Source organism: Morganella sp. Je.2.23, from assembly GCF_051129855.1.
Classification (GTDB): domain Bacteria; phylum Pseudomonadota; class Gammaproteobacteria; order Enterobacterales; family Enterobacteriaceae; genus Morganella; species Morganella sibonii.
Window position 1 is genome coordinate 12,456 of record NZ_JBCPSQ010000013.1, and the last position, 16,322, is coordinate 28,777.

The 16,322-nt window shown below is 49.5% G+C and carries 5 protein-coding genes; all 5 read left to right on the top strand.

The window, feature by feature from the left end:
* Positions 1–413 precede the first annotated feature (413 nt).
* Positions 414–707 (top strand): helix-turn-helix domain-containing protein, encoded by a 294-nt coding sequence (locus AAZR23_RS20545; RefSeq protein ID WP_046895252.1) that lies wholly within the window; start codon positions 414–416, stop codon positions 705–707.
* 193 nt (positions 708–900) lie between these two features.
* A complete protein-coding gene (locus AAZR23_RS20550; RefSeq protein ID WP_243846909.1) occupies positions 901–1,374 on the top strand; it encodes a hypothetical protein in 474 nt (157 codons plus the stop codon).
* Between the two features lie 116 nt (positions 1,375–1,490).
* Positions 1,491–7,994 (top strand): Ig-like domain-containing protein, encoded by a 6,504-nt coding sequence (locus AAZR23_RS20555; RefSeq protein ID WP_434694490.1) that lies wholly within the window; start codon positions 1,491–1,493, stop codon positions 7,992–7,994.
* A gap of 68 nt (positions 7,995–8,062) precedes the next feature.
* Positions 8,063–9,031, top strand: coding sequence for a heme utilization protein (locus tag AAZR23_RS20560; RefSeq protein ID WP_166708685.1), 969 nt, complete (start codon positions 8,063–8,065; stop codon positions 9,029–9,031).
* Between the two features lie 825 nt (positions 9,032–9,856).
* A partial coding sequence (locus AAZR23_RS20565; protein ID WP_434694491.1) for an invasin domain 3-containing protein occupies positions 9,857–16,322 on the top strand: 6,466 nt, incomplete at its 3' end.

A 16,322-nucleotide genomic window follows, 5' to 3' on the forward strand; every position in this document is an offset into this window, starting at 1 on the left:
CCCGTTATTACTATTTATGGTTACTCACAGATAGATTTCACCAATTGTTCTTAAGGTAACGAAAGAAGAATGATTATTTGCATGACTGCTCAGGATTCACTTATTCTTTACCCGATCTGATAGTGATGATTTATCGGTATTATTTTGTTATCAGCGATCTTATTGCTGCTGAATAATGGTGATTAAACTCACTTAACTTGTATTTGGCTAAATAATATCAGATGAAAATAAAAGCAGTGGCTGGCTTCTTTTCCGATAAAGGATGCAGTAATTAACAGGGATCGTTACCTTTCCGGTCTGATTCTCCGGTGAATATAGTGCGTAATAACAGGATTTTTATGTTTATTACTGTCGTTAATTATTCCGGATAAACCTAAAAGGAGTTAAATATCCCGGGTAAATCAGGTTTTGCTATGTGTGATAATAATATATCTCTATTGAAAGAAGTTGGTTTTTTTTTAAAAAGAAGGCGAAAAAGTCAGGGATTAACAGGCTCGGAAGTAGCTGAAAAACTGAATATCAGCCAGCAGCAGATATCCCGCTATGAACGCGGGCTGTCGGTGCTCAGTCCGGATGTCATGCTCAGATACTGTGCGGCGCTGGGAATGACGGAGCGCGAGATCAGCGAACTTTTCTCCATTATCAGCACTCACTATCAGTCTGTTATTTCCGGAGAGGAAAATACAGATGACACTGATAATCCGTAATGCTGACTATCCAACTGTTATGACTCTCCCTTTACTCGTGTATTTAATATCACCAACCTTTTTCTGTCTGATGACATCTGAATACTGTTAATAATATGTTGCATTAACTTCATATCATCGGCAGTCAGGTGTTTTTATTAAACCTGTAATTTCTCTCTGTAAGAGTTAATTTTATAAATAGGAATGAATGAAAATGATGATTAACAAAAAAGCACTCGTTGTAGCCGGTCTTTCACTGGTTATTTCTGCCTGCTCAACATCACCGGTAAAGAAAAATACGGCTGCAGTTAAAAATCCGCCGGTAAAACAGCAAACCCGTTCTGCTACTCCTAATGTGACCGGTAATAACGCGGCACAGGCGTATGTGGGCAGCAAACAATTAGCATCACAGGGAATTGTTATTGCATCCACCAATAATGCGTGTGTTGACGGATTCAATTTCCTTAAGGGTGTCAATCAGACTGAGTTTAATGATTTCTCATCAAGCTACGGACGTATTAATCAGAACTACACCTTCTTAAATGTCAATAAAGAGATTATGGATAAAGACTCCCGTGAAGTGTTATCCATGACACTGAATAAAAAACTGGACACCTTATGTACTAAAGTTCAGTACGCAGGTTTCATTGGTGTGAAGGATAAAATAAAAGCACTTTCTGATATTTAATTTTTCTGAATTTTTAATCTCATTTCGGGGATGTATTCATGCCTGTTACTTCGTATTACTCAAAAACAAAGAGGGTAACGGCATATCTGTTGCTCTTTTTGCAGTTATTTTTTCCGGTGTCGACGGCAACATTATCTGTTGCCTACGCGGCAGAGCAAAATGACGCATTAGTGATGTCAGAAACGTTTGACGGACTTAATGCACTGATGGATACATCCCCGGAACCGCCTCCGCAACCGCAGGGCGGGAAAACAGCTTCCGGCAGTACGTTCAGCGGTGAGGGATTTACCGTTGAAATGCCGTCCGGCAGTGAATACGGCGTAATGCCGGCCGGTTCAGACAGTGGTTTTATCTCCGGACAGAACGGTATGCCGTTCCCGATGAGTGTCAGCACACTGCCGGACCCGGCAAATCCTGCTCCGCGCGATAACACCGTGCGGACAGATGACGTCTTCAGCGCATTACCGACTCTCGGTCTGCCGGATACCTCTCCGGAAGATGATGCGAAGCAGAATGAATCCCGCTGGGCGGGCAACGCCTCACAGGCGGGGCAGATCCTCTCCAGTGATGATGCGGTTGACGCATCTATCGGTTACGTACGCGGTATCGGTGAAAACCTGCTCAATCAGCAGGTCAATGACTGGCTGAACCAGGTGGGCCATGCCCGCATTCAGTTCGGCAGTAATAAAACCGGTGATGCGGATGTCCTGGTGCCGTTAATTGATAATCCGAACAGCCTGCTGTTTTCACAGGTCGGGCTTCGTGCCAATGAAGAACGCACCACCACCAACCTCGGTCTGGGCTATCGTCAGTATGAAGACGGCTGGATGTGGGGTGTGAACAGCTTTTATGATTACGATATCACCGGCAGCAACTCGCGGGTCGGTGTCGGTGGTGAATTATGGGCCAACTACCTGAAGTTTGCGGCCAACGGCTACTTCAGAGTAACAGACTGGCACCAGTCAAAACTGCATGAAATGCGCGATTACGACGAACGCCCGGCGAACGGGTTTGATATCCGCGCAGAGGGCTATCTGCCTGATTATCCGCAGTTAGGTGCATTTGCAAAATATGAACAGTACTTCGGCGATGGCATCAGCCTGGCCAGTACCACCTCTTCCGGTGAACTGAAAAGTAACCCGTCGGTCTCCACCATCGGGCTCAGTTACACCCCGTTCCCGCTGATCACGTTTAAAGGTCAGACATCCCGCGGTGATTCCAATGACAGCCAGGTCGGTATGGAGCTTTCCTACCGTTTCGGCGTACCGTTATCACAGCAGCTGGATACCGACAATGTTGACCTGATGCGCAACCTGGCGGGTAACCGTTACGACTTTGTCGACAGAAACTACAACATTGTGATGCAGTACCGTAAGCAGGAACTGCTGCGGATTGCACTGCCGCCTGCACTGCGCGGCGAAGCAGCACAGACACTGCCGGTGACGGTCAGTGTGCTGAAAGCCAAATACGGTCTGAAATCACTGCGCTGGTCAGCGCCTGAACTGCTGGCAAACGGCGGTGAGATCAAACAGACCGGGCTGACCACGGCGGATATTACTCTGCCTGCTTATATGTTTGCTAACCGCAGCGGAGAACCTCAGGGCTACCGTGTGACCGCTGTCGGTGAAGATAACGAGGGCAACCCGTCCAATACCGCAGAAATGTGGGTGAATGTGATCCCGTCTGTGGAAACCATCACTAAGCTGACTGTTACACCGAATCAGTCACTGGTGGCGAATAACCGTGATCAGTTTACAGCGGTGGCGCTGTTACAGAATGACAAGGGCGAAGTGCTGGCGAATAAAGCCGTCACTTTCAGTGTTTCCGGCCTGAAAAATCCGGAAGGCGTGACAATTTATGATGCGGACGGTAACAACGGCCGGACCCTGACCGTGATCTCCGGGCCTGACGGCACGGCGACCGTTAAAATCATCAGTAAATCTGCCGGTAAAGCGCAGTTGCAGGCGAAGATGCGTAACGGTAACAGCCGTACGGAATCGATCATTTATATTGCGGATCTCAGTACCGCAAAAATCAAAACGCTTGAGTTAACCAATAACAAAGCAGTGGCTGACGGCCAGGCAAAAAATATCGCCGTGGCAACGGTGACTGACCAGTTCGATAACCAGGTGGAAAACTTCCCGTTAACCGCCAGAGCGGATAACGGTGCAACAGTCGCTGATCCGAACCAGCAGACTGATGATAACGGCCAGGTCACTGTCCGCTTCAGCAGTGAGACTGCCGGGGATTCAAAACTGGTGGTTGAAGGTACGGGCACGTCGAAGAGTGTGACCTCGCAGTTTGTCGCTGATATGAGTACCGCAGAAATTCACAGTGTAACCACTGAAAATGACGGTGCGGTGGCAAACGGACAGGCGAAGAACAGCGTACTGGTGACCGTGACAGATAACCGCAATAACCCGCTGGCGGGTGCACCGGTGACTATCAGCGTACCGGGAACCGCCCGTTATCAGACTCAGCCGGCAAGCGGAATGACAGATAACCAGGGTCGTCTGCGTGTTTATATCACGAACACCAAAGCCGGTTCTGATGACTATACCTTCAGCATCAATAACAGCAGTGTCACCAAACAGTTGTTGTTTAAACCGGATGAATCTACGGCCTCCATCACTGACTCACAACTGAAAATCGTGACTGATGGTCAGAAAGCAGACGGTACATCGGCAAACCGGGTACAGGCGACTGTCACGGATGCTTATGGTAACCGCATTCCGGGCTATACCGTACAGTTCATCACGGATAACAATGCACAGCCGTCGCAGTCTCAGCTGACGACGGACAGCAACGGTGAAACCCTCTTTGACCTGACGAATACCAAAGCCGGAAAAACGAAGGTTATCGTGCAGGTTAACAATAAACAGGCATCCGCAACGGTGACATTTACGGCTGACAGCACCACAGCAAGAATTGCGGATATGACGGTTACGGCGGATAACCGTCCGGCGAACGGTGAAGCAAAGAACGCGGTGGAGGTTACTGTCACGGATCTTTCCGGTAACGTTGTACCGTATGTGGCTGTCCTTTTCACCACAGATAACAGTGCACAGCCTGCATCACAGTCACTGATGACGGATGAGAACGGTAAAATTTTATTCAGCCTGACCAATACTGTGGCAACACAGGTCAGTGTGACTGCCAAAGTGAACAACAGTGATATGAGTGCGGTGGTGACGTTTACGGCCGATACCACCAATCCGGATGCCGGTAAATCTTTGCTGTCGGCTGAACCGATGGTCATTGTGGCAGATGGTCATACTGAGTCGGCACTGACATTTATCCTGAAAGATAAATTCGGAAACAATATCCCTTCTCAGGACGTGAAGTTTAAATCTGACCTTACTGACAGCAACCTGAGTACAACAACGGAAAATCCGGACGGAACTTACAGTGCAACACTGACGGGAACCAAAGCCGGTAATGCCAAAATCACGATTGTACTTAACGGAAAAGCGTTCGCTGTTGCGCCGGTTACCGTAAAACTGACCGCTGACAGCACGAATCCGGATGGCAGCAAATCAGAACTGAGCGCCGCGCCTGCAACGATTGTGGCGAATAATTCACAGCAATCGGCACTCAAACTGATCCTGCGGGATGCGAACAATAACCTGATCTCCGGACAAACGGTGATATTTACCACCGTACTTAACGGTGTGACTATCTCCGGAACGGCAGAGGATCAGGATGGTATTTATACCTCATCCCTGAAAGGTACTGTTGCCGGTACGGCACCGGTTAAGGTCTCTGTCAACGGCACAGAACTGGCGGTAAATGCAGTGAGTGTGGAACTGACAGCCGACAGTTCAAAACCGGACAGCGGTAAGTCACTTCTGGAGGCCGCACCAGCGACCATCGTGGCTGATAATGCAAAGGAATCAGTACTTAAACTGACACTGCGTGATGTCAACGGTAACCTGATTCCGGGACAGACGGTTCTGTTCAACGCGGATCTGGGCGGTACGGTTATCAGTGGTACGTCTGAAGATTCTGCGGGTATCTACACCGCAGCACTGAAAGGCACCAAAGCCGGCGATGCGCATATCACCGTTACACTGAACGGTAATGCATTCAGCGTGGCGGGAACCACAGTCACACTGACCGCAGACAGCACGAATCCGGACAACGGTAAGTCTGAACTGACAGCAACACCGGACACGATTGTCGCGGACGGCACTGACAAATCGGTACTGAAACTGATCCTGCGTGACGCCAACGACAACCTGATCACCGGACAGAATGTGGTATTCATTGCAACCCCGGGGAATGTTTCTGTCAGCGCGGCAGCAGAGAACAGCAGCGGTACTTACACTGCTGACCTGAAAGGCACCACCGCAGGTACGGTAGCGGTGAAGGTCACCGTCAATGGCACGGAGCTGCCGGCAACGTCGGTGAATGTGACACTCACCGGTGATAAAAACCATCCTGATATCAGTAAATCAGAACTGACGGCATTACCGGATACGATTGTGGCTGACGGCAAAGATGGTTCGGCACTGAAACTCATCCTGCGTGACGTTAACGGTAACCTGATCACCGGCCAGACTGTATTGTTCAGTACGGCACTGGGAAATACGGCAATAACGGACAATGCGGAAGCGCAGGGCGGTACTTATACCGCGACACTGAAAGGCACCACGGCCGGTACAGCCACCATTAAAGTCAGTTTAAATGGTACTGAACTGGCGGGTATGACCAAAGATGTGACGCTGATTGGTGATAAGACTAACCCTGATATCACTAAATCTGAACTGACAGCAACACCGGATACGATTGTGGCTGACGGTCAGGAAGGATCAGCACTGAAGCTTATCCTGCGTGACGCCAACGGTAACCTGATCACCGGCCAGACCGTATTGTTCAGCACGGCACTGGGAAATACCGCAATAACGGACAACGCGGAAGCGCAGGGCGGCACCTATACCGCGACGCTGAAAGGAACAACGGCCGGTACGGCAACCATCAAAGTCAGCTTAAACGGGACTGAACTGGCAGGTATTACCACCGATGTGACACTGATTGGTGATAAGACTAAACCGGACAGCACAAAATCTGAGCTGACCGCATTACCTGACCAGATTGTGGCTGATGGCAAGGAAGGCTCTGTACTGAAACTGACCCTGCGCGATGTCAATAACAACCTGCTGCCGGGCCAGACCGTGGAGTTCATTACCGCGCTGGGAAATACGGCAATAACGGACAATGACGAACCTCAGGATGGCGTTTATACCGCGACGCTGAAAGGAACAACGGCCGGTACAGCAACGATCAAAGTGAAGGTAAACGGTACTGAACTGACGGGTATTACCGCTGATGTGACACTGATTGGTGATAAAAATAATCCGGATGCGACTAAATCAGTACTGACTGCACTGCCTGATACGATTGTGGCTAATGGTACCGCTGAATCGGAACTGAAACTGGTTCTGCGGGATATCAACGGTAACCTGATCACCGGCCAGGTAGTCAGTTTCGAATCAACGCTGGAAAATACCACGGCCGGCAGTACATCTGAAAATACCGGCGGGACGTATACCGCCAGCCTGACAGGGACGACATCCGGTAAGACAACGATCAGTGTGAAGGTCAACGGTGCTGCACTTGCAGTCACTGCGGCAGAGGTTACGCTGACAGCAGATAAGGATCATCCTGACAGCGGCAAGTCAGAGCTGACGGCGGAACCGGATACGATTGTGGCAAATGACACGGATGAATCAGTACTGAAACTGACTCTGAAAGATGCCAACGGTAACCTGATCTCCGGACAGACAGTTGAGCTCAAAACAGCGCTGGAAAATACGGTGATTACCATGACGCCGGGAGATCAGAACGGTGTCTATACCGGAACCCTGAAAGGCACAAAAGCCGGAACGGCGACGGTCACTGTGACGGTTAACGGAACGGAACTGGCGGGGCTGACCAAAGATGTCACACTGACCGGAGATAAGAACAATCCGGACAGCGGTAAATCAGAACTGGTGGTAACACCGGAGACGATTACAGCCAATGATACAGAAACGTCAGCACTGAAACTGGTTCTGCGCGATGTTAACAACAACCTGATCACCGGACAGACTGTTGAGTTCAGCACTGCGTTAGCCAATACCACTATCACCGGTGAACCGGAATCCCCGCAGGGTACGTACAATGCTGCGCTGAAAGGAAAAACAGCCGGTAATGCGGAGATCAAAGTGAAAGTGAATGGTGCAGATTTCGGCATTGCATCAAAAACAGTGAAACTGGTTGCGGATAAGAGCACGGCAAAAATGGTTATCACGAATTTAAATCAGGATAAACATGCTGTTGCCGATACGGTATCGGTCAATAATTTAGAGATAAAAATTGTTGATGCAAATGATAACCCGATTAGTGGCGTGAACATCAAAGTCACAGAAAAAACACAGCCTGCAATGGTGATGATAGACAATGCGGAAGGTGTTACCGGTGCGGACGGGGTATTTAAACCGGGCGTCAGAAGTAAAATTCAGAATGTCAGTTTATCTGTATCGGCAAAAGATACAGACGGCGTCGACATTAATGAAGATTATGCACTGATATTTGACCTGGTGAAATTCACTCTGAAGTCAGCCATCGTAACCAATTAATCCGTTACTGAATTGCCGGTATCATTATTGTACCGGCAATTCAGCTCTGTTTTTATAAGGGTAATGCAATGAAAAATAAAATAATTGCCATGGCATTGATTGTGTTGTCGGGCAATGCGTATTCACATTATCAGGTCGAGAATGTAAAAACGACCACAAGAATATTTTCATTTGAATTGGTACATAAGTATCTGAGTGGTCATGAAACTCATCCTAATACATGTAAAAAAAACTACGCAAATAACATACTGGAATCCTGTACGCTGAATTATAAAGTGACATCCGGCGGTAATAATAAAGTGATTAAAACCGGTTTTGTTAATTTGCGGGGAAACGGCAGTTTTGATCAGGAACTGATGAATGCCGCGACACATTATGATGCATTACGGGTGGCAGAGGCTCATGGTGTTGATTTAACTCAGCTTGTTGAGATTCCGCGAGAAGATATTACGTCACTGACCGGCGGCAACAACCGATATACAGTTGATACGTCATCGGCGGGTCGCGTGTGTAATGCAGATTCTCCGGCAACATGTAAAGATGGTTCAGGTACTGGTTATACCAATAACACATTAAATTTCACGACAATGACAGATTTACAGGTCGCCTGTGAATTCACCAGTAAGGATGTATCCGTGAAAACATCATTGTCCGAGGATAACCTGTATTTATATGACGGCGCTGCCAATCAGAAAATACTGTCCTATAACTATGATGTGGATAATGTGTCGGTTGACTGTGTTAACTGGCTTTCAACCGCAATATCAAAAGATGTCACACTGAAGTATGAGGTTCTGGAAAAAACAGCGGCTGACGGCGACACTCAGCTGACCTGCAAATTATTTGGTAACAATACCGGAACAACATCACCGTCATCGTCAACGAATAAGATCACTATTTCAGGATTTTCGACAAAAGATGAGACGTTTAAAATTCCGGAAGCATTTCTGGGCTTTTATGTCTCTTCACCTTCAGGGAGTGCGCAAACGTCGGTTTCATTCGATTGTAAATTCCCGTTATCAACAGAGATAAAATAATAGCCCTGACTGAATCAGTGCAATAATTCATCTGTACGGACGGACACTAAATGAGTGTCACTGTATTAGTGCTCGTCCGTATCAGACAATAGTGTTTTCCTTTCCATTCCCCTCGCGCAGTCATTTGTTAACTAAATCTCCTTTAGTTGGTATTTTCTGATTTTTATATTTTAATAAAGTGAATGCGTAACTCAAATAATAAGTAATGATAATTTTATCAATTATTTAATGATGAAATTTGCTGTGATGATTGTTATATTTAATTTATTTTGTAAAAAATAGTTAAATAAAAATCCATTGAGTGAGTAATTTACGGTGTTTCAGGTTTGGTTTTAAGTTAAGTGATTGATTTGTTTCTATTTTTGTTGGATTTTGACCTGTTTCTGAGCTCTGTATATACTGTGTGATAATGTAAAAGTATGTCTTGTTTTTTACTTTCTGTGATGTGCGTGTAACTCAAATAATAAGTATTAAAGTTAATTGCTGATATTAAATCCGGCAAGGTGATTTCATTATTTTCTGCTGCCTTTTACAGGTGGCGGATATATGTATTTGTACCGCGATAACATCCGGATTGAATAGCATAACAAGAAATAAATACTCCCGTGATATGTAAACATTCAGTGAGAGTAAAAACAACATATTTTTATAACGTATCCGGTAATTGGATTTATTAGCGGAAATAATGGAAGACGTATCTTTTGATAATTAATTTATGGCTTTAATCTTACTTTCGGGGATGTATTCATGCCTGTGACTTCGTATTACTCAAAAACAAAAAGAGTAACAGCCTATCTGTTGCTCTTTTTGCAGTTATTTTTTCCGGTGTCGACGGCAACATTATCTGTTGCCTATGCGGCAGAGCAAAATGATGCATTAGTGATGTCAGAAACGTTTGACGGACTTAATGCACTGATGGGTACATCTCCGGGTTCGACTCCGCCTCTGCAGCCACAGAGCGGAAAACCGGCTTCCGGCAGTACGCTGAGCGGTGAGGGATTTACCGTTGAAATGCCGTCCGGCAGTGAATACGGTGTGATGCCGGCCGGTTCAGACAGTGGTTTTATCTCCGGACAGAACGGTATGCCGTTCCCGATGGGTGTAAGCACACTGCCGGACCCGGCAAACCCTGCACCACGCGATAATACGGTGCGGACTGACGATATATTCAGTGCGTTGCCGACCCTCGGTCTGCCGGATATCTCTCCGGAAGATGAAGCGGCGCAGAATGAATCCCGCTGGGCGGGTAACGCCTCACAGGCGGGGCAGATCCTCTCCAGTGATGACGCGGTGGATGCATCCCTCGGTTATGTGCGCGGTATCGGTGAAAACCTGCTTAATCAGCAGGTCAATGACTGGCTGAACCAGGTGGGTCATGCCCGCATTCAGTTCGGCAGCAACAAAACCGGTGATGCAGATGTCCTGGTACCGTTAATTGATAATCCGAACAGCCTGCTGTTTTCACAGATCGGGCTTCGTGCCAATGAAGAACGCACCACCACCAACCTCGGTCTGGGCTATCGTCAGTATGAAGACGGCTGGATGTGGGGTGTGAACAGCTTTTATGATTACGATATCACCGGCAGTAACTCGCGGGTCGGTGTCGGTGGTGAATTATGGGCCAACTACCTGAAGTTCGCGGCTAACGGCTACTTCAGGGTAACAGACTGGCACCAGTCAAAACTGCATGAAATGCGCGATTACGACGAACGCCCGGCGAACGGGTTTGATATCCGTGCGGAGGGCTATCTGCCTGATTATCCGCAGTTAGGCGCATTTGCAAAATATGAACAGTACTTCGGCGACGGCGTCAGCCTGGCCAGTACCACCTCTTCCGGTGAACTGAAAAGTAACCCGTCGGTCTCCACCATCGGGCTCAGTTATACCCCGTTCCCGCTGATCACGTTTAAAGGTCAGACATCCCGCGGTGATTCCAATGACAGCCAGATTGGTATGGAGCTTTCCTACCGTTTCGGCGTGCCGCTGTCACAGCAGCTGGATACCGACAATGTTGATCTGATGCGTAACCTGGCGGGTAACCGTTACGATTTCGTCGACAGAAACTACAACATTGTGATGCAGTACCGTAAGCAGGAACTGCTGCGGATTGCACTGCCGCCGGCACTCAACGGTGAAGCGGCACAAACACTGCCTGTGACGGTCAGTGTGCTGAAAGCCAAATACGGTCTGAAATCACTGCGCTGGTCAGCGCCTGAACTGCTGGCAAACGGCGGTGAGATCAAACAGACCGGGCTGACCACGGCGGATATTACCCTGCCGGAATATATCTTTATGGATCGCAACGGCGGGCCGCAGGGCTACCGTGTGACCGCTGTCGGTGAAGATAATGAGGGCAACCCGTCTAACACCGCAGAAATGTGGGTGAATGTGATCCCGTCAGTGGAAACTATCACCAAACTGACCGTGACGCCGAACCAATCCTTAATCGCCAACAACAGTGACCAGTTTACTGCTGTGGCACTGTTACAGAATGACAAGGGCGAAGTGCTGGCGAATAAAGCCGTCACGTTCAGTGTTTCCGGGCTGAAAAATCCGGAAGGCGTGACCATTTATGACGCAGACGGCAACAGCGGCCGGACCCTGACCGTGATCTCCGGGCCTGACGGCACGGCGACCGTGAAAATCATCAGTAAATCCGCAGGTAAAGGATTACTGAAAGCCAAGATGCGTAACGGTAACAGCCGTACGGAATCGATCGTCTATATTGCGGATCTCAGTACCGCAAAAATTAAAACGCTTGAATTAACCAATAACAAAGCAGTGGCTGACGGCCAGGCGAAGAACATCGCCGTGGCAACGGTGACTGACCAGTTCGATAACCAGGTGGAAAACTTCCCGTTAACCGCCAGAGCGGATAACGGCGCAACAGTCACCGATCCGAACCAGCAGACTGATGATAACGGCCAGGTCACTATCCGTTTCAGCAGTGAAACGGCAGGGGATTCCAAACTGGTGGTTGAAGGTACGGGTACCTCGAAGAGTGTGACCTCGCAGTTTGTCGCCGATATCAGTACCGCGAAGATCCAGAGCGCAGTCGTGACTCAGGATGGTGCGAAAGCCGACGGCAAAGCGAAAAACGAGGTTCTGGTGACTGTCACTGACAGCCGCAATAACCCGTTAGCCGGTGCGCCGGTGACTATCAAAGTACCGGGAACCGCACGCTATCAGACCCAGCCTGTCAGCGGTCTGACAGACAGCCGTGGTCAGGTGCGTATCAGTATCAGCAATACCAAAGCCGGTTCTGATAACTATACCTTCAGTATTAACGGCGATGATGCGGTACGCGCACTGAAATTTGTGGCGGATGAAACCACAGCAACCATTACGGATGCAAGCCTGGTTATCGTCACCAATAATCAGAAAGCGGATGGTGCGGCAGCAAACAGTGTGAAAGCCACTATTGTTGATGCCTACAATAACCCGGTTCCGGGAATTGCCGTGAAGTTTGTCGCTGATCACGGTGCACTTCCGTCTCAGATGCTGATCAATACGGATGCTGACGGTAATGCACTGTTTGAACTGACTAACACCCGTGCGGGTAACACCAGCGTTATTGCACAGGTCAATACTAAATTCGCATCAAAAACCGTGATGTTTACAGCAGACAGCACGACAGCGGAAATTCTGGCATCAAATCTCACGATCACCGCAGATAACAGCGCGGCTGATGGTACATCCGTCAACAGCGTGAAAGCGATTGTCACTGATGCACAGGGTAACGTTGTGCCGTATGTGGCCGTTCTTTTCACCGCTGACAACGGCGCGTCTCCGGCTTCACAGTCTCTGCTGACCAATGAGCAGGGTGAAGTAACGTTCAGCATGACCAGCACCCGTGCGGCACAGGTTGCGGTTAAAGCGAAGATTAATTCCAGTGAGCCATCTGTTACTGTCACCTTTAAGGCAGACAGTGCGAACCCTGATGCTCAGAAATCCTCGCTGACAGCCGATCCGGTGACGATCGTGGCAGATGGTCAGACAACATCAACGCTGCATTTCATCTTAAAAGATCGTCAGGGGAACCTGATCCCGGGTCAGACCGTGGTCTTCGGAACCACGCTGGCGGGAACCACGGTGAGCGGTACTACCGAAAATCCGGATGGTACTTACACGGCGACACTGAAAGGTGTTAAAGCCGGGGATGCCAAGGTCAGCATCACGCTGAACGGGAAAGCATTCGCGGTTACACCGGTCACCGTAAAACTGACGGCGGATAACGGTAACCTGAGTGGTGATAAATCAGAACTGACGGCTGTTCCTGACACGATTGTGGCTGATGGCAAGACGTCTTCAACGCTGACTCTGAGCCTGAAAGACGCGAACGATAATGCCGTGAGCGGCCAGACGGTGGTATTCAGCAGCGCCCTGGCGGATACCGTGTTCAGTACGGTGAGAGATAATGCGGACGGTACTTATACTGCCACTCTGAAAGGTACTAAAGCCGGAACCGCAAAAATCAAAGTCACCGTGAATAATGCCGTGCTGGCCGTGACTGAGGTGAGTGTAAAACTGACCGCAGACACCAGTAAGCTGGATAAGGATAAATCCTCACTGACGGCAGTACCGGACACCATCGTGGCAGACGGTAATACGACATCTGCAATAACGCTGACGCTGCGGGATGTGAATAACAACCCGGTTGCGGGGCAGACTGCACTGTTCACTACCGGCCTGCAAGGCACGACCTTCGGTACGGTAACGGATAACCAGGACGGCACCTATACTGCGACCCTGAAAGGAACCAAATCCGGTAATGCTCAAATCAGCGTCACGCTGAACGGCAAGGCTTTTGCCGTCGCACCGGTGACAGTGAAACTGACGCCGGACAGCAGCAGTCTGGATAAGGATAAATCCTCGCTGACCGCAGTGCCGCTAAGCATCGTGGCAAACGACTCCACAACGTCAGCGCTGACGCTGACACTGAAAGATGCCAACGACAACCCGGTCCCGGGACAGACGGTGCTGTTCAGTACCACGCTCGGCGGTACCACATTCAGCGGAGTAACGGATAATCAGGACGGTACGTATACTGCTACGCTGAAAGGCAAAACCGCCGGTGATGCGGCACTGAAAGTGACCGTGAATGGTGCTGTGCTGGCCGTTGCCCCGGTGACGGTAAAACTGACCGCGGACAGCGGTAATCTGGATAAGGATAAATCTGTCCTGGAAGCATCTCCGCTGAGCATCGTGGCAAACGACACCACGACGTCCGCGCTGAAGCTGACACTGAGGGATGTCAACGGTAACCTGGTGTCCGGACAGACGGTGCTGTTCAGTACCACGCTCGGCGGAACCACCTTCAGTACGGTGAAAGATAATCAGGACGGTACTTATACGGCAACGCTGAAAGGGAAAACCGCCGGTGATGCAGTAATTAAAGTCACTGTGGGGGGTAATCCGCTGGATGTCGCGCCGGTGACTGTTGCCCTGACTCCGGACAGCACAAATCTGGATAAAGACAAATCCTCGCTGACCGCAGTACCGATGACGATTGTGGCAGATGATGCATCATTATCGGATCTGAAACTGACCCTGAAAGATGCCAACGGTAACCTGGTTCCGGGCCAGACGGTGCTGTTCAGTACCACGCTCGGCGGAACCACTTTCAGTACGGTGAAAGATAATCAGGACGGTACTTATACCGCAACGCTGAAAGGTAAAACTGCCGGTAATGCATTACTGAAAGTTACCGTTAACGGCACAGAACTGGCGGTTACACCGGTAACGGTGAAACTGACGGCGGACAGCGGTAATCTGGATAAAGATAAATCTGTCCTGGAAGCGGCACCACTGAGCATCGTGGCAAACGACTCTACGACGTCAACGCTGAAGCTGACACTGAGAGATGCCAACGGCAACCTGGTGTCCGGACAGACCGTGCTGTTCAGTACGACTCTTGGCGGAACCACGTTCGGTACCGTGAAAGATAATCAGGACGGTACTTATACCGCGACGCTGAAAGGGAAAACGGCCGGTGATGCAGTAATTAAAGTCACCGTGGGCAGTAATCCGCTGGATGTGGCGCCGGTGACGGTTGTCCTGACCCCGGACAGCACAAATCTGGATAAAGACAAATCCTCGCTGACTGCGGTACCGCTGACGATTGTGGCAGATGATGCATCATTATCGGATCTGAAACTGACCCTGAAAGATGCCAACGGTAACCTGGTTCCGGGACAAACGGTGCTGTTCAGTACCACGCTTGGCGGAACCACCTTCAGTACGGTGAAAGATAATCAGGACGGTACCTATACCGCAACGCTGAAAGGGAAAACCGCCGGTGATGCGTTACTGAAAGTGACCGTTAACGGTACAGTACTGGCCGTTGCACCGGTCACGGTGAAACTGACTGCGGATAACGGCAATCTGGATAAAGATAAATCTGTCCTGGTTGCGGCACCGCTGAGTATCGTGGCAAACAACAGCACGACCTCTTCACTGACACTGACCCTGAAAGACGTCAACGGTAACCTGGTGTCCGGACAGACCGTGCAGTTCACCACCACACTGGCAGATACCACATTCGGTGTGGTGAAGGATAATCAGGACGGGACGTATACCGCGACGCTGAAAGGCTCCAAATCCGGCAATGCACCGCTGACCGTTATTGTTAACGGCACCGGACTGTCAGTTGCACCGGTAACGGTGGTTCTGACGCCGGACAGCGCAAATCCGGATAAAGATAAGTCAGTACTGACTGCGGATCCGCTGACCATTGTGGCGGACAATACCAAGACTTCGTCACTGAAACTGACCCTGAAAGATACTTTCGGTAACCTGATTCCGGGACAGACCGTGCTGTTCAGCACCACACTGGCAGATACCACGTTCAGTACCGTGAAAGATAACCAGGACGGTACCTATACGGCGACACTGAAAGGGACCAAATCCGGTACTGCGGCACTGAAAGTGACCGTGAACGGTGCGGAACTGGCAGTGGCACCGGTGAGTGTGAAACTGACCGGGGATAAAGATCATCTGGATAAGGATAAATCTTCACTGACAGCAGCACCGCTGAGTATCGTGGCAAACAACAGCACGACCTCTTCACTGACGCTGACACTGAGAGATGTCCATGACAACCCGGTGATCGGTCAGACCGTGCTGTTCAGCACCACACTGGCCAACACCACGTTCGGTACCGTTAAGGATAATCAGGACGGGACGTATACCGCGACGCTGAAAGGCTCCAAATCCGGCAATGCACCGCTGACCGTTATTGTTAACGGCACCGGACTGTCAGTTGCACCGGTAACGGTGGTTCTGACGCCGG

Coding starts and splice junctions, on each gene's coding strand:
- AAZR23_RS20545 (WP_046895252.1), top strand. CDS start 414: ATGTGTGATAATAATATATCTCTATTGAAAGAAGTTGGTTTTTTTTTA.
- AAZR23_RS20560 (WP_166708685.1), top strand. CDS start 8,063: ATGAAAAATAAAATAATTGCCATGGCATTGATTGTGTTGTCGGGCAAT.
- AAZR23_RS20550 (WP_243846909.1), top strand. CDS start 901: ATGATGATTAACAAAAAAGCACTCGTTGTAGCCGGTCTTTCACTGGTT.